We start from the raw sequence: 21,369 nt of genomic DNA, 5'->3' as shown, positions 1-21,369 counted from the left end.
CTACACACCCCCCCTTGGTAAAAGTCCCGAGCCAGTCCCGGCATGTCGATTCCTCCCAACCGGACCACTAGCACGCAGGATATCCTCACGCACGACGTATCTACGAGTATGAACGTCGTTCCAGACACGAGCGTGGTCGTCGACGGTCGAGTCTCCGACCGCGTCGAAACTGGTGCCTTCGCAGACGTCGCCGTGTTCGTTCCCGGCATCGTCGTCGACGAACTCGAATCGCAAGCAAACCGGGGGAAAGACACCGGCTGGGACGGCCTCGACGAGCTCGACCGGCTGGCCGAACTTGCCGACCAGGGCCGCATCGAGTTCCAGTACGTCGATTCGCCACCGGCCGAAAGCGGTCGTGGCAGCAGCTACAGCGGAACGAACGACGCGATCATCAGGAAGGTCGCGGCCGACTACGACGCGCTCCTGTTCACCAGCGACCGCGTCCAGGCCAGGGTCGCCGAAGCCCGGGGAATCACCGTCGAGTACGTCCAGCCGTACGTCCCGACGTTCGCGCTCCCGATCACCCAGTTCTTCGACGACCAGACGATGAGCGTCCACCTCAAGGCCGGTGTCTGCCCGATGGCGAAACGCGGCCACGTGGGCGAGATGCACTACGGCCCCATCGGCGACGACGAACTGACCGCCGAGGCGGTCCGGGAGTACGCCCACGACATCCTCGATGGCGCTCGCCGCAGCGACGACGCGTTCGTCGAGATAGACGAGCCGGGGATGCAGATCGTCCAGTTCGGGCCGTACCGCATCGCCATCGCCCGTCCGCCGTTCAGTGACGACTGGGAGATAACCGCGGTTCGCGCGCTGGTCAAGACCTCCCTCGACGAGTACGAACACGCCGAGGAGCTGGAAGCCCGGCTGCTGGAGCGCCAGCGGGGAGTCCTCGTCGCTGGCTCGCCCGGTGCGGGGAAGTCCACGCTCGCACAGGCCATCGCGACGTTCCTCGCGGAGAACGACTTCGTCGTAAAGACGATGGAGAAACCCCGCGACCTCCAGGTCGGGCCGGAAATCACGCAGTACACCGCCCTCGGCGGCAGCATGGACAAGACCGCCGACTCCCTGCTGTTGGTCCGCCCGGACTACACCGTCTTCGACGAGGTCAGGAAGACCAGTGACTTCCGGGTGTTCGCGGACATGCGCCTCGCCGGCGTCGGCATGGTCGGCGTCGTCCACGCCTCCCGGGCCATCGACGCCCTCCAGCGCCTCGTCGGCCGAATCGAGTTCGGGATGATTCCACAGATCGTCGATACCGTCGTCTACGTCGAGGACGGGCGCATCGAGACCGTCTACGACATCGAAACCGAGGTCAAACTGCCCGAAGGCATGACCTCGGCGGACCTCACCCGTCCCGTCATCACGGTCCGTGACTTCGAGACCGAAGCACTGGCGTACGAGCTCTACCTGTTCAGCCGCCAGGTCGTCACGGTCCCGATCGCCGGCGAACCCGAGCCAGAGACGGGTGTCTCTCGACTCGCCAGGCGCGAGATAGAACGCGAGATACGGTCGATGGCCCGTGGCCACGTCGTGGTCGACCTCCCGTCCGACGACCGCGCCGTCGTCTACGTCGATTCGAGCGACATCGCCGCCGTCATCGGCACCGGTGGAGACCGGATCAGGGCCGTCGAGGACCGCCTCGGCATCGACATCGACGTCCGGACCCACGAGGAGTGGCCAGGCCCGAAAGACGCCGTCGAGGCCGACGAGAGCGAGACCCAGACGGCCGTCTCGCCCGAGTTCACCCCCCATCACGTCATCCTCCCGACGCCGGTCCCCACCGGTGAGACCGCCAGCGTCTTCGTCGACGACACCTACCTGCTGACCGCGACCGCGGGTCGTGAGGGCGAGATTCGTGTTTCACGCGGGAGCGACGTTGGCGAACGCCTTGAAACCGCCATCGACGATGGTCGGCATATCAGCGTCCGGTGGTGAGAGTCGGTCGAGAGCCGGTCGAGAGTCTTCTGAGCGTCCGTCGAGAGCGGGTCAGGGCTTGTTCGACTCCCTGCGGAGAGAGAACACCGGACAGGGAGCCCGCCGCAAGACGCGCTCGGTGACCGTTGCCGTGAGGAACCGGTCCAGCCCCCGTCTGTTGTGTGTTCCCATCGTGATGAGGTCGATGTCCTTCGCTTCGGCGTACGTCGTGATACAGCGGTCTGGTTCGCCCCGCCAGACCCGGGTGACCACGTCGGCACCGGCCTGTTTGCCCCGTGCTTTCATCTCCGACACCGCCTGCTCCGATTCGGATTCGAGTGACGCGAGCAACTCCTGTGACTGGATGAGTGAACTGTCGATGACCGAGAACACGTGGACCGTGGCATCGTAGTGCGCGGCGATGTCGAAGGTGTGCTCCGCCACGCGGGCGGCCTGCGCACTGCCGTCCGTCGGGAGGAGGATGTCGTCGTACACCGGGTCGACCGGCGTCACCGTCGCCCTGGAGGTCAGGACGGGGTGGGTCGACCGACTGATGACGGATTCAGCAACACTCCCCATCACGTGTCTCGCGAGCCCTTTCCGCCCGCGCGTCCCCATCACGATAAGGTCAACGTCGTGCTCGTCAGCATACCTGAGTATCTGTCTGGCTGGCCTGCCCGCGGCGACAGCGGGGACGACATCCAGACCACGGTCCGTCGCCTGCCGCTCGATATCTTCGACAGCACGGTTGCTTCGCTGTCGAAGGACATCGGTCGCGTGACCGTCGTCGTATCCGTCATCGTCGAGTGCGAGGGCGCTTGTGTCGACGACGGATAGGGCGTGGACGGTCGCCCCGTACGTGTCAGCCAGACCCAGTCCGTGAGCGATTGCGCTTCGCGTTCCGTCAGCGCCATCAGTCCCGATGAGGATACTGTCGAACATCTCTAGGTACCATCTCCCACAGGCAACTTAACTGGAGGGTCGAACCCCACCAGCAGCACGTTCTTTCCGTCTCGCCCCCTACGTCCCTCATGGTATTCGCAGACGTGTGGCAGGAGCTTTCGAAGACCTGTGAGGGACTCGACCCGGATACCGTCCTCGTAACACCGAACTCGGAGCGGCCGTTCACGATCGAATCCGTCGATTCGACGCGCCTCGTCGTGTCGTTCCTCGACTCCGACGACCGGCAATCCCTCACCAGGGACCAGTTCTCGGTGCTCTACGACCGACTCGGTACCGAGGACGCGGCCATCGCGTTGGCCGACCTCCCGCGAGGTGTCGAACCGTACGTCGCCGTGTTGAGCCTCTCGCCCAAATACGTGTACGACGAGCAGGCCGACGCCCTCCGCGAGTCCGAGGAAGGCGAACACACCGACACACCGTTCCTGCGCCCGCGCTGGGAGGTCCGGATCCCCATCGAACGTGTCCACGACGACACCCTCTTGCTCGCAGATATGCTCGACCGGTTCGAGGACGCAGAGTTCCAGACGATTCCGGACAACGACCTCGTCGACCTCTACGTCCTCCTCTCGGACGTCCAGCACGGGGCGAACGACCTCCGAAAGGCGGTCGGAGAGACCCTGCTCGGCCACATCGGGCCAGAAGACCGGCTCCACGGACCGTTCGGGACGGTCACACGGGTGCGCCGCAAGGCACGCTCCCTCAAGAGAGAGGACAGGATCCTCTCCGAACTGGATAAACACGACGTGCCCCGGAAGTGGGTACTCGGGGTCGTTCCAGACAAGCTCGACGTCGTCGTCGCGGCAACCGATATCGAGGAGGAAGACGTCTACGATATCGAGCCGCTCGAATACGTCCAGAAGACCGTCACGGAATCCGCGAAGAAACAGACCCGGTTACAGGGTATCGAAGATAGGATCGCCGTCCTGCAGTCCGCAGAGGCAGACGCGCTTCGTGAGGAGATCGCCGAACTGGAGTCCCGGCTGGACGAACTACTCGCCGCCGGCTGACAGCGTCACGAAAACCGTGGTCACACGCCTCTTCCTCACGCGTTTGGCCGCTATTAATCACGTTCTGTCGGACACCCCGTTCGCCCAGGCACTCACGTACTCGCCGTCTCGAGTCCTCGGGGGTTACTCACGTTCGTCTTTCTGGGCTTCGAGCAATCGCGCCAGCGCTCCCTCGTTCACGCCGGCCTTCCTGACGTAGGTCGTCCGCTCGACTTCGAACACCTCGGAGGGGTCGATGTCGGCTGATTCGACCACTTCCTCGACCTTCTCGGAATCGACCCCCATGACCTCCTGTGGCGAGACGCCGGCGGTCGCAAGCGCGGTCAGCACGGTTTCTTCGTCGCGGAGTGTTCGGCGTTCTCGGGTCGAGCGGGCGACCTCGCCACACTCACTCGAGAGCGTTCCGTCCGCAGGGACCTGCGGGAGGAGGGCGTCGCGGACCTGCTTTCTGGCAGTTCCCGCAGCTCCTTCGAGTTCCGAGAAAAGCGCGTACAGGTCGACGAGGTCACGACCGCTCGCGTCATCCAGTGTCGTGAGGTCCCGACGCTCCAGGAGTTCCGCCAGTGCCCTGGCGACCGCAACGAATTCATCGTCCAGTTCCGCGGGCTCTTCGTCACGACCGTGGCCAGCTGGACCGCTATCATCACCTCGTCCACCTACCTCACGTTCCGAGCCGACTGCCTCACGTTCCGTCCCGCCTGCCTCGCCAGTCTCGGCTTCGGCCGACCTGTCCGCCTCGATGAACTCCCTCGCGCCGTCGTAGGGGAGGACCGCCCAGTCGTGGTCCCCGTCGTGAGTACTGGAGACGTGCGTCGCCACCAGTGCCGGCGCATCACTGTACGAGCACTCTTCGACCGGACACTCGACCTCCTGGGACGCATCCATGCTCGGTGGAACCCTCGCGACCCACCGACAAAGACCCGTCGACGACGGCCGGGGGACACCGGGTTTCCGGTGGAATCGCACCCGGTACCAGGAGGGCTGGGGGTTCCGTCGTGTGAAGCGGTACCGACCGGTGTACACACCGCGTTTCCGGTGGAACCGTGACTACGGCCTCGCTGGTCCGTAGACACCGTGTTTCCGGTGGAATCCCGGGTCGGCTATTGCGGAAACTGTCTCGAAAAGGAAAGACCTCCCGGCCACACCTCGTTTCCGGTGAAACGGCCACGGAAACCCCAAGGCGGCGGTTCGAATCGAGAGAGCGAGGTGAGCGCTCAGAAACGCGACCCGGACGTCTTGTCGTGTAGTCGTATCCTTCTGATTCGCCTGATGTCCCCCGCGGCCCGCACACCTCGTTTCCGGTGAAACAACCTCCCGAAAACGACCTCCCGAAAACGACCTCCCGAAAACGACCTCCCGCATGTGACCCGGATTCGGTCACTGTCGAACGGCTGCCGTGCCGTCGAAGAACATCCCGAAGGACGACCGGGAGACGAACGAAAGTTCAGCCGCAGGGACGAGTGGAAGACGAACAGATTGGCGAGTGGCTACTCTTCTTCGGTCTCGGTCAGCACCTTGCGCAGGACCTCCGGGTCCTCGAGTAGCTGGTGCTCGGTGTAGCTCCCCTCCGCACTACCCCCGCTGTGGCGGGACTGTTCGATGATGTCGAGGAACGCGTGCTCCTTCAGAAGGTCGCGAACGCGCCGGAGCGAGAGCGCAGAGGTCCCGGCCTGTCGGCAGATCTGCTCGTACATGTCGTAGATACGTGTGGTCCGGAAGCCACCCTCGTCGGGTTCGTTCAGTGAGAGCACGGTCAGCGCCTGGAGTGTGTACCGCGAGTGCGGCGTCGACCCCCGGATGAGCTCACGGAACCGGTCGGTCTCGGCGCGTTCGCGAGCCTCCGTCACATACCCCTCCTGAACGGTCTCCGCACCCTTCGACTGGGCGATTTCGCCAGCGTACCGGAGCATGTCGATGGCCTTGCGGGCGTCACCGTGTTCGCGTGCCGCGAGGGCGGCAGCCCGGGGGATGACCCCGTCGGCGAGCACGCCTTTCTTGAACGCGTCGCGACGCGCGTTCATGATCTCGCGGAGCTGGGAGGCGTCGTACGGTGGGAACACGTACTCGCGCTCGCAGAGGCTGGATTTGACGCGCTCGTCCATCCGGTCCTTGTACTTGATCTTGTTACTGATGCCGATGACGCCGATCTTGCAGTTGGTAATCTTGCCCGCCTCACCGGCGCGAGAGAGCTGCATCAGGATGTCGTCGTTGTCGAGTTTGTCGATCTCGTCGAGGATGACGAGGGAGACGTCGTAGAGCTGGTCCAGGATGACCCAGAGTCGCTTGTAGTACGTCGAGGTGCTGATTCCCTTGTCGGGGATGGTGATGTCGGTCTCGTCGGGCTCGTTCAGCGACTTCGCGATGGTCTGGACTGCCTGGGTCTCGGTCGAGTCCTGCGCGCAGTCGACGTAGGCGTACTCCGCGTTGACTCCCTCCTCACCCGCGGTCTCGGTGAGCCGGTTCGAGACGTACTTGGCACACAGCGACTTCCCGGTCCCGGTCTTCCCGAAGATGAGCACGTTACTCGGGCTCTGGCCGAAGATAGCCGGGTTGACCGCGTTGGCGAGGTTCGAGATCTCCTCGTCCCTGCCGACGATGCGACCCTCGTCCGGCAGGTGATTGATCTCGAGGAGTTCCTTGTTGGCGAATATGGCGTCCTCCCGGACGAATAGGTCATCCGCGTTCGTCATCTTGCTTGGACACCACGTTTCCGGTGAAACGACTTGGCTGTTTCCCAATGCCCGTCGCGAGATTCAGGGCAGTCGAGGGTGGGTGGTGAGCGGTGAGACACACACACCGGGTTTCCGGTGAAATGGGTCGAGAGGGTGGGGAGGGGTGCAGTGGAAACGGTGGTTGTGTGATGTTACCCGGGTGCGGCGCCGGGGTCGGTGTGCAGAGACACACACCACGTTTCCGGTGAAATCCCGTGAAAGGGTATGGGGTAGAGTTCGTTCGTCACAGAACTCGGGCCAGAGGCCGCTCGTGTCGGAGATCATCCTCGTGGTGGAGACCATCTCCTCGTTGTGGAGACCTTCTGGGTGAACGACAACAGGGAGCGGACTAACACGGGGAAGGAGAGATGAAACAGGAAGAGTGGGCCCGAATCGAGACGAGAAGACTGTTTCAAACTGCTCAACTGAACTACCCGGTTGCAGTAGATTACTCGGTTGCAGTAGAACCCCCGTTTCGATTGTCGTCGCCCTCCGACCCGGCGAGCATAGCTCACCTATCTAGTTTGCGAGTCAATCAGTGGACTTTTCGATAGCATACTATATAAATCTATCCTAGTAAAGCAACTAAAAGACGACAGTTTGAGAGCCGGCCCTAGCCCCCCAGCCCCCCTCTCAAACACTGTTTCACCGGAAACGTGGTGTGTGTGTGCCGGCTCAAACTACCCCGCCAACACACCTGTCCACTCACCACCCTCTCGGTCATTCTCCGAGTCGTCCGCCACCGGCGTCAGCATCACTGGGGTTGAACTGTGGGACGACCCAGTCGACCGTTTCGAACAGACCGCTGAACAGCTTCTCCGTGACCGATTTCACCGGAAACGAGGTGTGTGACTCCATCGCTATTCGGCCCAGTGCGTTGTGGGTTTGCTGTTGCTATCGACCGCCCTAACGAACGATCCACGCACCGTCACCTTCGGGCGGCCTCTTTCGCACCGCGTTTCACCGGAAACGTGGTGTCTGTCTCCCGTGTCTAGCAGCGGTTAGCAGGCGAGGACATCCACAACCTCATCTCCGACCCTTGCTCCGGTTCTAACTCCGACTCCAGCTCCGATTTCGAGTCCAAGTGATTCCCTAGCCTCCTCACACGATGACGACCGACGTCCTGGACCGTCGTCTCGATTCTTTCTTCTGTCTCGACCCGGCAGCATTCGCAAATTTCACCGGAAACCCGGTGTGTGCCTCGGCGACCGAGCAGTCCGCAGTTTCACCGGAAACCCGGTGTGCACCGAGACCATGTGTGTGTGACACCCAGCGTTGCAGGACAGCGTTCCAGGAACGTGACCCAACCCCCACGACTCCGGTGACTCGATCTTGCGAGATTCACCGGAAACGTGGTGTCTCTATCCACGACCATCCTGCAGCCAATCCACCGTCGAAGCGCGGGCCGTTTTCACCGGAAACGAGGTGTGCCCACACGACAGAACTCGTGGACTGCGTGTCTGGAAAGATAGTCAGTTTAGCGAGAATGCTTATTATCTCAGGTTCCAGACGATATTCCATGAGTCTCCTCGAGTTCATTCACGACCTTGGCGAGACAGACCGAACGCTGACCGTCGTGAACCGGACCGAGGTCGACCTGGTGCAGGGTATGCTCGAGGACCTCTTCGAGGGCCAACCGGTGAGCGTCACGGAGTCAACCGACGAAACGGACCTCACCTCCGATAGAGTTCTCGTGGACGGTGGGCAGGTCGATAGAGACCGTGTCGGAGAGGACGGTGAACAGGTCGAATCCGGCGATAGTGGGTTCTCCTCACTGGATTCCATCGGAAACGCGGTGTTGTTCGTGAACTCGGATACGTACATCTCCGGGTCGCGGGCCATCGACGAGGTCGAGACACCCGATGCGCTGGTCGCACTCGCCGACACCCCGTTCTCCGTGGTCGGGTACCCCGACACCCGCAAGCAGAAGTTCCTCCTCATCGAGATGTCGCGGTACATCGAGGCACGCGCCTGGCGGGCCGGTGCCGGAACCGTCCACTCCGGATTCCAGAAACTCTCGCGCATCAACGACGAGCGCGGGACCCGTGACGTGTACGACCAGCTCGCCTCGACGGGGCTCGACGTCCACATCTACGGGATTCCGAACTGGTCGCCCGCCGCCGGGTCTTCGATTCGCGCACACGGCACGGCGGGAGACGAAGAACTCCTTCGGTCGTGGTTCGTCATCTACGAACACGCGGCGGACCCATCCGAGAACGCCGCCCTCGTCTGCTACGAGACGGGGCGGAACGAGTGGGAGGGTTTCTGGACCTTCGATTCCGACCGCGTGGCCGACGTGTCCGACTACGTCGCGACGCGATTCCAGCCCGATACCCGAACCGCGGGATAGCGACCGCATCGACAGCCATCGCTGGAGTTGCGGGTGTTGTCGCTATCACTGGAGTTGGGAGTGTTGTCGCTATCACTGGAGTTGGGAGTGTTGTGGCTCTCGCTGGAGTTGGGAGTGTTGTGGCTCTCGCTGGAGTTGCGAGTGTTGTGGCTCTCGCTGGAGTTGCGAGTGTTGTGTCTCTCGCTGGAGTTGTTGGTGTGACAGCTACCACAAGCATTGCTGGTGTGTTTTATCCCCAGGGCCCGTAGGTCAACACGACTCCGAGATGAGCGACGACCATCCACTGTTCGCCGCGGTCTACGACCCCCTGACGAAGCCAGCGGAGGCGTCGTTCGCCCCGCACCGCGAATGGCTGGCGAGTGACCTCCACGGCCACGTCCTCGACGTCGGAACCGGGACCGGAGCGATGTTTCCGTACTACGCCTCGGCACAGACCGACGGGAGCACTGCCAAGACCTTCTCCGCCATCGAGCCGGATCGCCACATGCGCCGGCGGGCCGCATCACGCGCCAGGGACTGCGGGCTGAACGTGACCATCTACGATGCCGGCGCGGAATCGCTGCCCTTCGAGGACGACTCCGTCGACGTGGCCGTCGTCTCGCTGGTGCTGTGTACGGTCGGCGACCTCGATGCGAGCATCGACGAACTGGCGCGCGTACTGAAACCCGGTGGTGAGCTACGCATCCTCGAACACGTCCACGCGTCGGGCGCGAAAGGCTCGCTGCAGTCGGCCGCGACGCCGGTGTGGAAACGGGTCGCCGCGGGGTGTCACCTCGACCGAGACAGTGGTGACCGACTGCTCGCGGACGACCGGTTCGAGACCGTCGAGTTCGAGCGCCTGGACTCCTCACTCCCGCTGGTGACACCGTTCGTCCGTGGCCGGTTCGTCCGCAGACCCACCGGCGAGAAACCGCGGGGCGCACTCGACTCGCTTTCCGCTCGATTCCGGACCGCCGTCGATACCCTCTTGCCGACGGCGTGACGACTGTCGCACATGCCGCGTGCCGACCCGGCCCGGGTGCTGGCGCTCCCGCCGCGATTCGTCGCCGACGCTCCCGACGACGCCCTGCGGGACCCCTTCGAGCACTTCGACCCCGATGCGGTGTTCCTCACCGGCGAGTCGCCGGACCGGCGCGCACAGGCGGCACTGGTCGTTACTGCTGACGACCGGCCGCTGTTGATTCCGGGTGACCCCTCTCACGAGGGAGGCCCCTGCGTGGTCGGCGGTGTCGACCTCTTCGTTGCCCCCGACCACGAGACGCTTGCGACGCTTCCGGAGCGCGAGCGCGCAGGCGACATCGACCCCACGACGGAGACCTACGTCGTGAGCAACCTGCTCGACGTGTCGGTCGATACGACCACGCTCTCGGCCACCCTGGAGGGCCGCGAGGCGTACGAAGCCGCCCTTGCCGGTGTCTCTGGCTCGTACACCCACATCTCCGGGGGGCTCCCCAGTGACTACCGACGAGAGTGGGAGGGGGCGGGTTCAGGCGGAGAGGACCTGACCGTCCACGGCGCGGGGACTGCAGACGACGACGCGGTCGCCTGTCTTGACCTGTACCCCGACGGGACCGTCTCGGTCAAGACGCTCTCGACCAGCCGACTGGGGCTGCGCGCACTTTCGGGCGTCGGCGAGACCCGGGCGAAGGCGCTCCGCCGAGCCGGCTATCGAACCCGCGAGGAGGTGGCGGCGGCCGCGCCGGACGACCTCGCGGAACTCGATGGGTTCGGGCAATCGGTCGCCGGAAGCGTCGTCGACACGGCCACCGCGATGGTCGACGGTCACGTCGTGCGAACTGGCGATGCGTCGCTCCCCGACGGCGAGCCGGTGTTCATCGACGTGGAGACCGACGGCCTCGCACCCAGCGTCATCTGGCTCATCGGGGTCCTCGACCCGACCACGGGGAACTACATGAGCTTCCGCCAGCGCGACCCTGACGCCCCGGGCGAACCCATCGAGGCGTTCATGTCCTGGCTGGCCGCGAACGCCCGGGGCCGGCCGGTCGTGGCCTACAACGGCTGGAACTTCGACTTCGGGGCCATCCACGACCAGGTCGTCGAACACTGCCCGGGATACCGCGACGTCTGGACCTCGACCTACCGCTTCGACCCGTACCGGTGGGCAGTCAAAGACGGGAACGCGGTCCTCCCGGGTCTGACGAACCGGCTGGAAGACGTGGCAGCGGCGCTCGGCTGGCCCGGGGACGAAACCGGGCTGACCGGGGCGACGGTCGCCCGGCGCTACCGCGAGTGGGTGGCGGCCCCCGACGAGTCTGTACCCGAGTGGGAGTCGTTCGAAGCCTACTGCGAGGACGACGTCCGGGCACTCGCGCACATCTACGACGCGCTCGCTGACGCGAACCGACTCGCTGGAACCGGTCGCTCCGAGTCTCGTGACACTGGCACTCAAGGGTCGCTCTCGGACTGGTAGACGACGTGTGACTCACCGGCCCTACCCAGCGTGCGAGCGTTGAAGGCACAGCGCGGCCAAGACCCGACAACCACTCCCGATGAGTTCCGACACGCCACAGCGCGACCTGCCCATCACCGGCCGAACCCTGGCGGACTCCTTCCCACGATACGACGACCAGATCGTCCACGTCGCGACCCAGGATGCCCGGGAGGCCCAGCGCGTCCCTGCCGGCGAGGTGCTCCGCCCACAGCTCGCCCGGCGACTCCCCTTCGACCCGTACACCCACCAGGCTGAGGCGCTGGACCGGCTCGCCGACGGGGAGAACGTCTGCGTGGCGACCTCCACTTCCTCCGGAAAGACGTGGGTGTACGCCCTGCAGATAGCCCGGAACTACCTTGACGACCCAGATTCTACCGCTCTGCTCGTCTACCCCACCAAGGCGCTCTCTCGCGACCAGGAACAGCAGCTCTCGGACCTGTTCGACGACCTCGGGCTCGACCTGACCGTCGCGGTGTACGACGGGGACACGCCACAGGACCGGCGCAAGCACATCCGCGAGAACGCCGACGTCGTAATCACGAACTTCGCCGGCGTGAACGTCTACCTCGGTCACCACCGGCGCTGGCACGACTTCTATTCCGACTGCTCGCTCCTCGTCGTCGACGAGTCCCACACCTACACCGGTGTCCACGGGATGCACGTCGCCTGGACCATCAGACGGCTCCGGCGCGTGCTCGACCACACCGACAGTGACCCGCAACTCGTCTGCACGAGCGCGACCATCGGGAACCCGGCCGAGCACTCCGAGCGCCTCACCGGCGCACCGTTCTCGGTCGTCGCCGAGGACGGCAGCCCGCACGGCCGCCGAGACATCGTGTTCTGGAACCCGCCGCTGGACACCGATTCCTTGCCTGAAGACGCCGACCTGGAGGAGTACAAGCAGGCCCGGGCCAGTGCCGGCGACCAGGCAGCGTCGCTCACGGCCCACCTCGGCCTGCACGGCATCCAGACCCTGACGTTCACACGCTCACGGCAGGGGACCGAAATCGGCGCGAAGCAGGCCGTCAACGCGGCCCGAAAGCACCCGCTGTCGGGCTACCTCTCGGTCGAACCGTACCACGCCGGCCATGGCAAGCAGACCCGGCGCGGCACCGAGTACGAACTCAAGTCCGGCAGCCTCGACGCGGTCATCTCGACAAACGCCCTGGAACTCGGCATCGACATCGGGAGCGTCGACGCGACCGTCCTGACCGGCTACCCGGGAACCAGGCAGTCGTTCTGGCAGCAACTCGGGCGCTCCGGCCGGGGTGATTCCGACGCGCTCTCCGTACTCGTCGCCCGGGCCGACGCCATCGACCAGTACATCCTCGACGAACCGGCGTACCTGCTGGGCGACAACGTCGAGGACGCCGTGGTCGGCCTCGAGAACAACCCGGTGTACGCCCAGCACGTCCGGTGTGCCGCCCACGAGCTTCCCCTCACGACCGAGGACCGCCAGTGGTTCGACGGCGAGCGCCTCGACCGCGCCGTCGAGATGTTCAAGGACGTCGGCGAACTCGTCGGCGACCTCGACCATGGCGTCACCTACAACGGTGGACCGCGCCCGCAGATGGACATCTCGATGTACAACACCGGCGGGACGCAGTTCGACGTGCGCCGGCGCGACGGCGACATCGACATGGAGCCGATCGACAAGGAGCGGGCCTACCGCGAGTTCCACAAGGGCGCGCTCGTCCTCCACTCGGGGGTCGAGTACGAAGTCGTCGCCTTCGAGGAGGACCGTCCCAACCCATACGTCGAACTGCAGTCGGTCCACACGAACGAGTACTCCGAGACGCTCTCGGACATCGACATCCACGACCTCGAGGAAGAGCGCTCGCGCGACCTCGGTGACGGCTGGCGGGTCTGCTGGGGCACTGGACTGGTAGACGTCCACTACAGTCACTTCCGCCGCCGAGACATCGAATCCGGCGAGATCACCCAGCCACTGCGGCCGACCGGCCTCGGCCCCCTCTCGATGCGGACCCAGCTCATGTGGGTCGAACTTCCCCAGGGGATGCGCGAGGCGTGTGTCGAGCGCGTCGTCTTCGGGGACGGCGACGACGATGACGACGCTGATGCCGACCGGGAGGCACAGACCGTCGACGACCTGCCCGGCTCAGAGGTCGACCAGATATTCATGGGCGGTCTCCACGCCGCGGAGCACGGGATGATAAAACTCGCCCCGCTCGAACTCCGGATGGACAAGTCGGACCTCGGCGGGCTCTCGGTCAGCCAGCACCCCGAGACGGGGAAACCGACCTGGTTCATCTACGACGGCGTCTCCGGTGGATTGGGCTTCTCGAAGGCCATCTACGAGGTGGTCGAGACGCTCGCGACGACCACCCGGAACCGCATCGACGGCTGTGCCTGCAAGGGGACCCGCGGCTGTCCGTCCTGCGTGATGGACAGCCAGTGCGGGAGCGACAACGAACCGCTGCACACCGACGCGGCAGTCGACGTACTCTCCGAACTTCTCTCCAGACTGGGAGGCACGACCGCCTCTGGAGAGAACTAGCAAGCGCAGTCTGGGCATTCTACACTGTGTACACCGTGTGGACTGTGTAGGGTTCTCAGACGGCTACTCGCTTCCACAGCAACAGCTCTCTGGTGCGAGTTCACCGAAAAATGCCGGGGGGTGCCTTGCGACGCGTGCGCGCCGCACTTCGTCAGTTGAAGCGAGTTACCGGGTCCCTCGTGCTGTCTGTCGGCAGCGGGACCGGATGTACGACTTATGCTTCAGCCTGTGCGAGTTCGTCGAGGTACTGCGCTTCCCACTCCTGGCGCGCGTCGATCTCGCGGCGACCGCGGCGCGTCAGCGTGTAGAAGTTGGTACGACGGTCGAGTTCACCCTTCTCGACGAGGCCCTTGTCGACGAGGGTGTCGAGGTTGGGGTAGAGTCGCCCGTGGTGAATCTCTGATTCGTAGTAGTTCTCGAGCTCATCCTTGATCGCGAGCCCGTGGGGTTCGTCGAGCCCTGCGATGACGTACAACAGATCCCGCTGGAATCCAGTCAGGTCGTACATGAATGGGGAAAAGTATCGGGGGGAAATGAGTGTTTTGATTGTTGAGCCAATTTCCACAGATTGCTATTATCATAATCTCCGTTGACCGGTTTCAGGATACTCTTGTCTGTCTGGAGTTGAATAGTTCCGTGGAGAGGTAATCGCGGATGGATATATGAGAATCAGATGGAACTCGATGGCCGTGGCGGTGTCCCGACCTGCTCGTGGAGGAGCGCGCCGTGCGGGGCAGCACGGCCGGTTACACAACCGTCATGGGCGAGGGGTTTAAAAGACCTCGGTTCGGAACCGTTGGGAAATCGGATGATTCTTCGACATTCGTCGTTACAAAATCAACCACACACCGAGTTTTGTTTCGAACTCTGTAGTTCAATGAACAACCCTGTGCAATACTGTGTCTATTCGTTACCTATTTAGCTACCGTTGCAGGTTCCCACGAACTTCTTGGTCGACGATTGACGAACTACGGGCTCGGACGTACCCGTTTCGCTCTCTCTTCGTGGTCGACACTCGCCCGTCGGGACTATCGAATCGAGGAACAGCTGGGACGCCGTGGATGCGGAAATAGAGCCCGAGCAGGGGTGGTCAGACCGACCACTGCCAGGACTCCGTTGTTCACTGCAGTGATGCGACTCTGCGCGGCGACGTATCGCGCCACACGTCCTCGTTCACTGTGTCTTTGCTTCCTTGCCTTCGAACTCGGCCACGTTCTTTAGTTTGGTTTCCTCCCAGGTGTGTCGCGCCAACAGGTCGTCGACTCCCGTCCGTGTCAGCTCGTAGTAGTTCGTTCTGCGGTCCTTCTGTCCTTTCCGGACGAGATCCTCTTCGACGAGCACATCGAGGTTCGGATACAACCGGCCCTCGTTGATGCGCTTGCCGTAGTACCGCTCCAGTTCTCGCTTGATGGCCAAACCGTGCGGCCGGTCGAGACTGGCGATAACGTAGAGGAGATCTCGCTGGAATCCACTTAGATCTTGCATCCACTTCGATACTAGTCACAAGTATATTTAGCACCCTACCCAGTGTCAGACCACCGAATAACAGCATCGTACCCGTATTACCTGCGGACCACCCGGTTCCTAACGCGTGGTTACGACTGCCCTATCGAAAATAGTCCCTTGTTACCAATGCACACCCTCTCTATCGATATAGTAGAGGTGCGCGTATGGGTGTCTATAAATCACTAGCTAAAGCGACACGATTTCCTCAGTAACATATGATTTTTGGCCAACTTATTTCAGAAAATGTGACTTTCTGTGAAATAGACTTAAGACATCCGGGTTGATAACCCCAGAGTAGCTCAGTGACAAGCTGAGACAAAACACCTCGGTCCCCGAATCCCCCTGGGTGACCGGTGCAAGCACAAAATGAGCAGCAAGCGAATCTCGCGACGACGGATACTGCAAAGTATAGGCGGCGGTGTAGTTGCCGCCGAAGGTATTGGTACAGCGATCGCCGCAGAGGCGAATACAACACGGAAACGCCGTGTTGTAGGAACTAAATCTCTATTCGGAATCGAAGTGGCGAAGAAGAAGGCGGATTCGGTCGAGAAGGAGCTCGATTTTGCCGACAAGGGCAACGTCCTCGTCGGAAACTTCTCGGACGAAGCGGTCAAGAGCCTCCAGCGGAACAACGACATCAGATACGTCGAGGAGGACATCGCCGTCCACGCGCTGGCACAGACCAAGCCGTGGGGCATCGACCGTGTCGACGCCGACGTCGTCCACAACAACGGCCAGACCGGTGAGGGTGCGCACATCGCCATCCTCGACACCGGTATCGACGCCGACCACCCCGACCTCGAGGCGAACCTCGGGAAGGGTTACGCTGTCGAGAACTGTTCCGGCACCGACTGTGTCGAGGACTGGGACGACGACCACAGCCACGGCACGCACTGTGCCGGCATCGCGAACGCGGTGAACAACAGCGAGGGTGTCGTGGGCGTCTCGACCAACGCGACCCTGCACGCGGTGAAGGTTCTGTCCGGCTCCGGTTCGGGCTCCGCCAGTGGTGTCGCAGAGGGCATCAAGTGGGCAGCCGACCAGGGCTACGGCGTCATCTCGATGAGTCTGGGTGCCTCCTCTGGCTCCTCGACCATCCGCGACGCACTCCAGTACGCCCAGGACCGTGACGTCATCATCATCTCCGCCGCCGGGAACGAAGGCCCGTGTACGGACTGTGTGCACTACCCCGGTGCCTACCCCGAGTCGATGGCAATCGGCTCGACGGCCTCCGACGACTCCATGTCGAGTTTCTCCTCGACGGGTCCCGAGGTCGAGATGTGTGCGCCCGGCAGCGACATCCTGTCGTGTGTCAAGGGCGGCGGCTACCAGAAGTACTCCGGCACGTCGATGGCGACCCCCCACGTCTCCGGTGCCGCGGGTCTCCTCCGTGCCCAGGGTCTCAGCGCGTCCGAGACGCGCAAGCGCCTGACCGACACCGCAGAGGACCTCGGCTTCGCCGACAACGAGCAGGGTGCAGGCCTGCTCGACGTCGAGGCCGCAGTCGGCGACGGTGGCGGTGGCAGCCCGCCGGACGAACCCGCGACCTTCGCGGTCGAGACCGGCTCCGTCACGGACCTCGGCACGACCGAGGCGACCCTGAACGGCGAGCTGACCGGCCTCGGCGGCGCGGACTCCGCCACGGTCGGATTCAAGTACTGGCAGAAGGGCGACCGCAGCGCCACCGAGCAGACCGTCGAGGTCGGCTCGCAAAGCGCCGCTGGCACCTTCAACGCGACCGTTACTGGGCTGACGAAGGGAGTCACCTACCAGTTCCTCGCGTACGCGGTGAACCCCAGCAACGAGGAAGTAACCGGCTCCGCCCGCGAGTTCAGCACGACCGCCGGTCTCAGCGTCACCACCGCGCCCGTCTCTGACATCGGGAACAACACGGCGACGCTCACCGGAAACCTGCAGAGCCTCGGGAACCACGACGAGGCCGACGTCGGCTTCCACTGGTGGGCAGAGGGCATGAAGGACGCGACGCTCGAGCGCCGCGAGGTCGGCGAGAAGACCTCGACGGGCGAGTTCTCGCTCTCCATCAGCGACCTGCGCGCCGACACCACGTACGTCGTCCAGGCGTACGGGAACCCCGACTGGAGCACGGACGAGAACTTCGGCTCCGAAGTCCGCTTCACGACCGGTACCTCGCCGTCGCTCGGCGTCAAGACCGGCTCCGCGAGCAACGTCTCGGACTCCGGTGCGACCCTCTCGGGCGAGGTCACGAGCCTCGGTGAGAGCGGTTCCGCCGACGTCGGCGTGAACTACTGGGTCGCTGGCGACCGCTCGGGTACCGAGCAGTCCGCCTCCGCAGGCAGCCAGTCCTCGACCGGGAGCTTCTCGGTCGACGTGAGCGGCCTCGACGCCGCGACCGGCTACGAGTTCGAGGCCTACGCCGACGACGGCACGTCCTCGGTCACCGGCGCGGCAGCGTCCTTCACCACGGGTGACGCACCCGAGGAGCCCGACGCACCGTTCGCAGTCTCGATCAACGACACGCCCGACTGGTCGACCTCCTACGCGGCCAAGCTCAGCGGTGAGGTCACCCGCATCGACAGCGGTGTCGACGAGGTCTACACCGAGTTCCAGTTCTGGGCCAAGGGTAACAAGGCTGGGACCTTCGAGGTCGACGACTCCGACACCCGCCGGTCCCCTGGCGAGGTCGACGAGATGATCTGGGGGCTCGAGGCCAGCACGACCTACGTGTCGGTCATCCGCGCCTTCGACAACAACGGCAACGAGGTCTTCAGCAACCGGATGGAGTTCACGACGTCGGCGTAACGACCGACTGAATCCGTCTCTTCTCTCTTTTTGTGCTGTTTGAGCGCGTTACGCCGTTATTGCTGTAACGAGCGGGTTATTCGAGTACGTCGAGCACAGGTTCGGGTTAAATCAGTCCCGCGCATAGTTCAGTGTGAGGGGTAGTCCCACGGGGTTGTTGGGGGGCGTCCCTCAGACCGAGTACGGTGAGACGTTGATGGTATCAGGAAGCGATTCGCCGGGGGTTCGCCAACGCGCCTACCACCGGCTATCGCCTTCGCGTGTTCTCGTGTGGGCCGCGTTCTGGCTCGCAATCTTGTTGCCCTTTGTGCTAGTCTTCATCATCGTCGTCGGTATCGCCTCGACGACGAGTTTCGTCCTGTTCTGTGGCATGCTCTCTGCGAACGTCGTTGCACTCTTGCTCGGCCACAGACACGGGCTTCAGTAAGCAGTACCCGCTCTCCTTTCGAGCGAGTTACTGCTCCGGTTATACTTCCGCGACGACTAGTACCACCGAGGAGAATCTATGACTTCCAAGCGCACAGCATGGGTGGAGTTACGCAACAGGAAACTGCCGATTGCACAGTCTGTCGCCGCCGGCATGGTCGGCGGGTTCGTGATGGGCCTGTTGATGCAGTATTCGACCGGAACGATGACGACCATCGCCGGGCTCGTCGGAATGGACTCGCTCGCGGCCGCGTGGGCCGTCCATCTGGTGATAAGCGTCGTGTTCGGGGTAATCTTCGGCCTCCTGCTGACGTTCACGTCCGCGGGGCGCTTCCTCGTCTCGACGCTTGCGATGGGCCTGCTCGGGATGACCTACGGCATCCTGCTCTGGTTCCTGGCGGCCGGCTTCGCGATGCCCGTCTGGCTCTCCGCGATGAACATGGTCACCGACCCCGCAGTCCCGAGCCTGGACGTGACCGGGCTCACCATCCACGTCCTCTACGGGCTCGTCATGGCCGGGACGTACATGCTGGTCTACACGATGAACCGCGAGGAGGAGTCCTCGAAGCTCATCGGTGACGTCTGAGCTGTTTCTGCTGGCTGTCTCGTTCTCGATTGCGTCGCGCCACCCAGCGACGTATGCGTCCATGTTGATTCAGCTGATTCTACGAGGCCCGTTTCCGACCACGATAGTGGTGATGCGATTACCCCACCGCCACGAATCGCGACCGCAGTGTCCCTGAAGCAAGCTATCGATACCGTCGGGAGGACGTCGTGTCGACCAACCCGGACTGCGACAGCAACGCGACAGGGGGTGCTGTGAGCGATAGCAACGCGACAGGGGGTGCTGTGATACGGAGACCGCGTTCGCTGGGAGACCGCGTTCGCTGGGAGACCGCGTTCGCTGTCGACGACGATGATAGTGCAGTTCTCTACGCAGGGTCGATGACCGCCTGAGTCGGACGGTTCGGACCGAACGTCGACGGTCGAGTGCAGCCACCGTCGGTTCCCCCCCGAGTGCCTCGACCGGGACGAACCCCTATTTCGCGACCGGGACATCCCGCGACGTGACGGACCGGGAGCTGCCGTGTCGGGAACCTGGTGTCGATAGCCAACCCGGTGTCACAGACCTCGCTATCGAGAATGTCGCCAACGGTTGTCCGGGCACCGACCAGAACGGTGACCTGTGACGCACGCTCGACGACGAACCGCGCCAGCCTGGGTCTCGGGAGACAGTCACCGGCGTCGATGGTGCGACGGAGGCGAACATCACGGAGACTGCCTCGCTCCGTGTGGCTACCCGGTTCCGCACCGAGGAGTACCGGACACGAGGCTGTCGTGGCACTATTCGCTCCGACCTGCCAGCAGGCGACACTGGTGTCGTTCGACCCACCTCTACCCGGACGGTGACAGCTTCGGCTCGGCGGTCGGAATATAGGACGACACGGCAACCGTCGGTGTCCCATTCGCCGATGACGGCGACGCAGCCGACAGCGTCGTGCCAGCGGCTCTGAAGCTACCGAACGCTATCTCGAAAAAACAGATACGACAGCCCCGCGCTCAGAGCCCGAACGTCATCGCGACGAGCACCTGCACACCCGTCACGAGCCCGAACGCGACCACGGCGGTCAACAGGAGCAAGGCGGGCGTGGTGGTCGTCACCTCGGCCTCCTCGAAGCTCGACGCGACGACGATGCCGATGCCGAGCTGGACGAGCAGGTACGGCCACGCGGTCCCGAGGGCGGTCGGCAGGAGCGCCTCGGTGAGCGCGACGACGATCTGTCCGACGAAGTTCGGGGTGAACCCGATAGCGTCGACGCCGAACAGCCTGCTCCAGTCGAGGGCGACGACCGTCGCGACCCCGTTGAGCAGGAACGCCCAGAACACGACGAGCCCCATCGCACCGATGCCGGTCACCACGTCGGGCATGCCCCGCGCCAGTCCCGCCCAGACGGCCGCCGCGAGGACGGTCGTCACGACGAGGACGAACACCATCCCGAACAGCGAGCCGAGCGAGAGGTTCCCCGCGTCGGTCCCGAGGGCGAGGGCGGTCAGGAGTATGAGGGTGACCGCCAGGGCCACCGCGCCGACGCTAGCCGCGAACTGGTTGAAGCTCGGGACGTACCCGTGACGCTCGAGGAACACCCCCACCGCGATGGCCACCACCGCCAGGAGCACCGTCGAGAGGTAGATGACCGACGTGACCAGCCCGAGGTTGAACGGGAACGGGAGCAGGTCGAGCGGGCCGTTCGGGAGCCGACTCGCCCCCTGGCCCAGTGCCAGCAACGCACCGGTCAGTGCCATGAAGGGGACGACGGCGTAGAAGAACGCCTGCGTCTCGCGAGCGTCGAGTGTCTCCAGCAGGAGCAGTGCCCCCACGACGATGAACCCGAGGACCACCGCGAGCAGTGCCGCCCCCAGAATCGTCAGGTCGGGCCCCGCGGCGAAGCCGCCGGCTGGCGCGACGCACTGGCCGGTCGGGACTTTCACCGCCCCGTCGACGAGTGCGACGCACTCCGAGTTCGAGCCGCGGGCGACGATGGGGCCGACCACGTTCGGCCACAGGAACCCCATCACCGCTGGTCTGGTCGTCTGATAGACGGCCGTCGCCGAGAGTGCTGTCACTCCCAGGAGGGCCGCCGCGATCCATGCCGCAAACGGGTCGATTCGCTGTCGTAGCTGTTGCATAGTGTCACCTGGCTGGTTTGAAAAGAGCTGAAGGAACGGATGAGGTG

16 protein-coding genes are annotated in these 21,369 nt (G+C 63.8%); 9 read left to right on the top strand and 7 right to left on the bottom strand.

Translation table 11 applies throughout. The features are described from left to right. Positions 1-108 precede the first annotated feature (108 nt). Entirely contained in the window at positions 109-1,941 is a 1,833-nt protein-coding gene (locus ACSC1S_RS20830; protein ID WP_435365994.1) for a PINc/VapC family ATPase, read from the top strand. Between the two features lie 51 nt (positions 1,942-1,992). On the opposite strand, the gene ACSC1S_RS20825 is transcribed toward ACSC1S_RS20830, so the two are convergent. Then, entirely contained in the window at positions 1,993-2,862 is an 870-nt protein-coding gene (locus ACSC1S_RS20825) for a universal stress protein (RefSeq protein WP_435365993.1), read from the bottom strand. A gap of 89 nt (positions 2,863-2,951) precedes the next feature. On the opposite strand from ACSC1S_RS20825, the gene ACSC1S_RS20820 reads away from it, so the two are divergent. Continuing rightward, positions 2,952-3,890: a DUF7983 family protein gene (locus ACSC1S_RS20820; RefSeq protein WP_435365992.1), complete on the top strand. Its 939-nt coding sequence runs from the start codon at positions 2,952-2,954 to the stop codon at positions 3,888-3,890. A gap of 123 nt (positions 3,891-4,013) precedes the next feature. Here the strand turns inward: ACSC1S_RS20820 and ACSC1S_RS20815 are convergent, their stop codons facing one another. The 3 genes from ACSC1S_RS20815 to ACSC1S_RS20805 form a co-directional block, all read right to left on the bottom strand. After that, positions 4,014-4,775 carry a DUF7983 family protein gene (locus tag ACSC1S_RS20815; protein ID WP_435365991.1) on the bottom strand — a complete coding sequence of 254 codons (762 nt, stop codon included), beginning with the start codon at positions 4,773-4,775 and terminating at the stop codon, positions 4,014-4,016. A 602-nt stretch (positions 4,776-5,377) separates the two neighbouring features. Further along, positions 5,378-6,580, bottom strand: a complete 1,203-nt coding sequence (locus ACSC1S_RS20810) for a Cdc6/Cdc18 family protein (RefSeq protein WP_435320522.1) — start codon at positions 6,578-6,580, stop codon at positions 5,378-5,380. Positions 6,581-7,321: 741 nt separating this feature from the next. Further along, positions 7,322-7,459 (bottom strand): hypothetical protein, encoded by a 138-nt coding sequence (locus ACSC1S_RS20805; protein ID WP_435365990.1) that lies wholly within the window; start codon positions 7,457-7,459, stop codon positions 7,322-7,324. A gap of 661 nt (positions 7,460-8,120) precedes the next feature. On the opposite strand from ACSC1S_RS20805, the gene ACSC1S_RS20800 reads away from it, so the two are divergent. The 4 genes from ACSC1S_RS20800 (at position 8,121) to ACSC1S_RS20785 (ending at position 13,921) form a co-directional block, all read left to right on the top strand. Beyond that, positions 8,121-8,951 carry a DICT sensory domain-containing protein gene (locus ACSC1S_RS20800; RefSeq protein ID WP_435365989.1) on the top strand — a complete coding sequence of 277 codons (831 nt, stop codon included), beginning with the start codon at positions 8,121-8,123 and terminating at the stop codon, positions 8,949-8,951. 265 nt (positions 8,952-9,216) lie between these two features. Beyond that, positions 9,217-9,933, top strand: coding sequence for a class I SAM-dependent methyltransferase (locus ACSC1S_RS20795; protein WP_435365988.1), 717 nt, complete (start codon positions 9,217-9,219; stop codon positions 9,931-9,933). Between the two features lie 12 nt (positions 9,934-9,945). Then, positions 9,946-11,382 carry a ribonuclease H-like domain-containing protein gene (locus tag ACSC1S_RS20790; RefSeq protein ID WP_435365987.1) on the top strand — a complete coding sequence of 479 codons (1,437 nt, stop codon included), beginning with the start codon at positions 9,946-9,948 and terminating at the stop codon, positions 11,380-11,382. A gap of 79 nt (positions 11,383-11,461) precedes the next feature. Further along, complete coding sequence (locus ACSC1S_RS20785; protein ID WP_435365986.1) at positions 11,462-13,921, top strand: DEAD/DEAH box helicase; 2,460 nt, start codon at positions 11,462-11,464, stop codon at positions 13,919-13,921. A 214-nt stretch (positions 13,922-14,135) separates the two neighbouring features. Here the strand turns inward: ACSC1S_RS20785 and ACSC1S_RS20780 are convergent, their stop codons facing one another. Then, positions 14,136-14,429 (bottom strand): PadR family transcriptional regulator, encoded by a 294-nt coding sequence (locus tag ACSC1S_RS20780; protein WP_261653044.1) that lies wholly within the window; start codon positions 14,427-14,429, stop codon positions 14,136-14,138. A 665-nt stretch (positions 14,430-15,094) separates the two neighbouring features. Then, complete coding sequence (locus ACSC1S_RS20775) at positions 15,095-15,406, bottom strand: PadR family transcriptional regulator (RefSeq protein WP_261653043.1); 312 nt, start codon at positions 15,404-15,406, stop codon at positions 15,095-15,097. Between the two features lie 540 nt (positions 15,407-15,946). Here ACSC1S_RS20775 and ACSC1S_RS20770 point away from each other — a divergent pair. The 3 genes from ACSC1S_RS20770 to ACSC1S_RS20765 all read left to right on the top strand — a co-directional run bounded on the left by ACSC1S_RS20770 (position 15,947) and on the right by ACSC1S_RS20765 (position 19,220). Beyond that, on the top strand, positions 15,947-18,208 hold the full coding sequence (locus tag ACSC1S_RS20770; protein WP_435365985.1) for a S8 family peptidase: 2,262 nt from the start codon (positions 15,947-15,949) through the stop codon (positions 18,206-18,208). Between the two features lie 196 nt (positions 18,209-18,404). Further along, the gene (locus tag ACSC1S_RS21845) at positions 18,405-18,635 is read left to right on the top strand and encodes a DUF8028 family protein (protein ID WP_492766636.1); all 231 of its coding nucleotides are present in this window, start codon (positions 18,405-18,407) and stop codon (positions 18,633-18,635) included. A 78-nt stretch (positions 18,636-18,713) separates the two neighbouring features. Further along, positions 18,714-19,220, top strand: coding sequence for a hypothetical protein (locus ACSC1S_RS20765; protein WP_435365984.1), 507 nt, complete (start codon positions 18,714-18,716; stop codon positions 19,218-19,220). 974 nt (positions 19,221-20,194) lie between these two features. Here ACSC1S_RS20765 and ACSC1S_RS20760 read toward each other — a convergent pair. Beyond that, a complete protein-coding gene (locus tag ACSC1S_RS20760) occupies positions 20,195-21,322 on the bottom strand; it encodes a hypothetical protein (protein WP_435365983.1) in 1,128 nt (375 codons plus the stop codon). Positions 21,323-21,369 lie beyond the last annotated feature (47 nt).

Origin of the sequence: Haloarchaeobius pelagicus, assembly GCF_051207375.1 — an archaeon.
GTDB lineage: Archaea > Halobacteriota > Halobacteria > Halobacteriales > Natrialbaceae > Haloarchaeobius.
The sequence above is the reverse complement of the archived record's forward strand: the minus strand, read 5'-3'. Positions and strand labels throughout refer to the sequence as shown.

Coding starts and splice junctions, on each gene's coding strand:
- ACSC1S_RS20830 (WP_435365994.1), top strand. CDS start 109: ATGAACGTCGTTCCAGACACGAGCGTGGTCGTCGACGGTCGAGTCTCC.
- ACSC1S_RS20825 (WP_435365993.1), bottom strand. CDS start 2,862: ATGTTCGACAGTATCCTCATCGGGACTGATGGCGCTGACGGAACGCGA.
- ACSC1S_RS20820 (WP_435365992.1), top strand. CDS start 2,952: ATGGTATTCGCAGACGTGTGGCAGGAGCTTTCGAAGACCTGTGAGGGA.
- ACSC1S_RS20815 (WP_435365991.1), bottom strand. CDS start 4,775: ATGGATGCGTCCCAGGAGGTCGAGTGTCCGGTCGAAGAGTGCTCGTAC.
- ACSC1S_RS20810 (WP_435320522.1), bottom strand. CDS start 6,580: ATGACGAACGCGGATGACCTATTCGTCCGGGAGGACGCCATATTCGCC.
- ACSC1S_RS20805 (WP_435365990.1), bottom strand. CDS start 7,459: ATGGAGTCACACACCTCGTTTCCGGTGAAATCGGTCACGGAGAAGCTG.
- ACSC1S_RS20800 (WP_435365989.1), top strand. CDS start 8,121: ATGAGTCTCCTCGAGTTCATTCACGACCTTGGCGAGACAGACCGAACG.
- ACSC1S_RS20795 (WP_435365988.1), top strand. CDS start 9,217: ATGAGCGACGACCATCCACTGTTCGCCGCGGTCTACGACCCCCTGACG.
- ACSC1S_RS20790 (WP_435365987.1), top strand. CDS start 9,946: ATGCCGCGTGCCGACCCGGCCCGGGTGCTGGCGCTCCCGCCGCGATTC.
- ACSC1S_RS20785 (WP_435365986.1), top strand. CDS start 11,462: ATGAGTTCCGACACGCCACAGCGCGACCTGCCCATCACCGGCCGAACC.
- ACSC1S_RS20780 (WP_261653044.1), bottom strand. CDS start 14,429: ATGTACGACCTGACTGGATTCCAGCGGGATCTGTTGTACGTCATCGCA.
- ACSC1S_RS20775 (WP_261653043.1), bottom strand. CDS start 15,406: ATGCAAGATCTAAGTGGATTCCAGCGAGATCTCCTCTACGTTATCGCC.
- ACSC1S_RS21845 (WP_492766636.1), top strand. CDS start 18,405: ATGGTATCAGGAAGCGATTCGCCGGGGGTTCGCCAACGCGCCTACCAC.
- ACSC1S_RS20765 (WP_435365984.1), top strand. CDS start 18,714: ATGACTTCCAAGCGCACAGCATGGGTGGAGTTACGCAACAGGAAACTG.
- ACSC1S_RS20760 (WP_435365983.1), bottom strand. CDS start 21,322: ATGCAACAGCTACGACAGCGAATCGACCCGTTTGCGGCATGGATCGCG.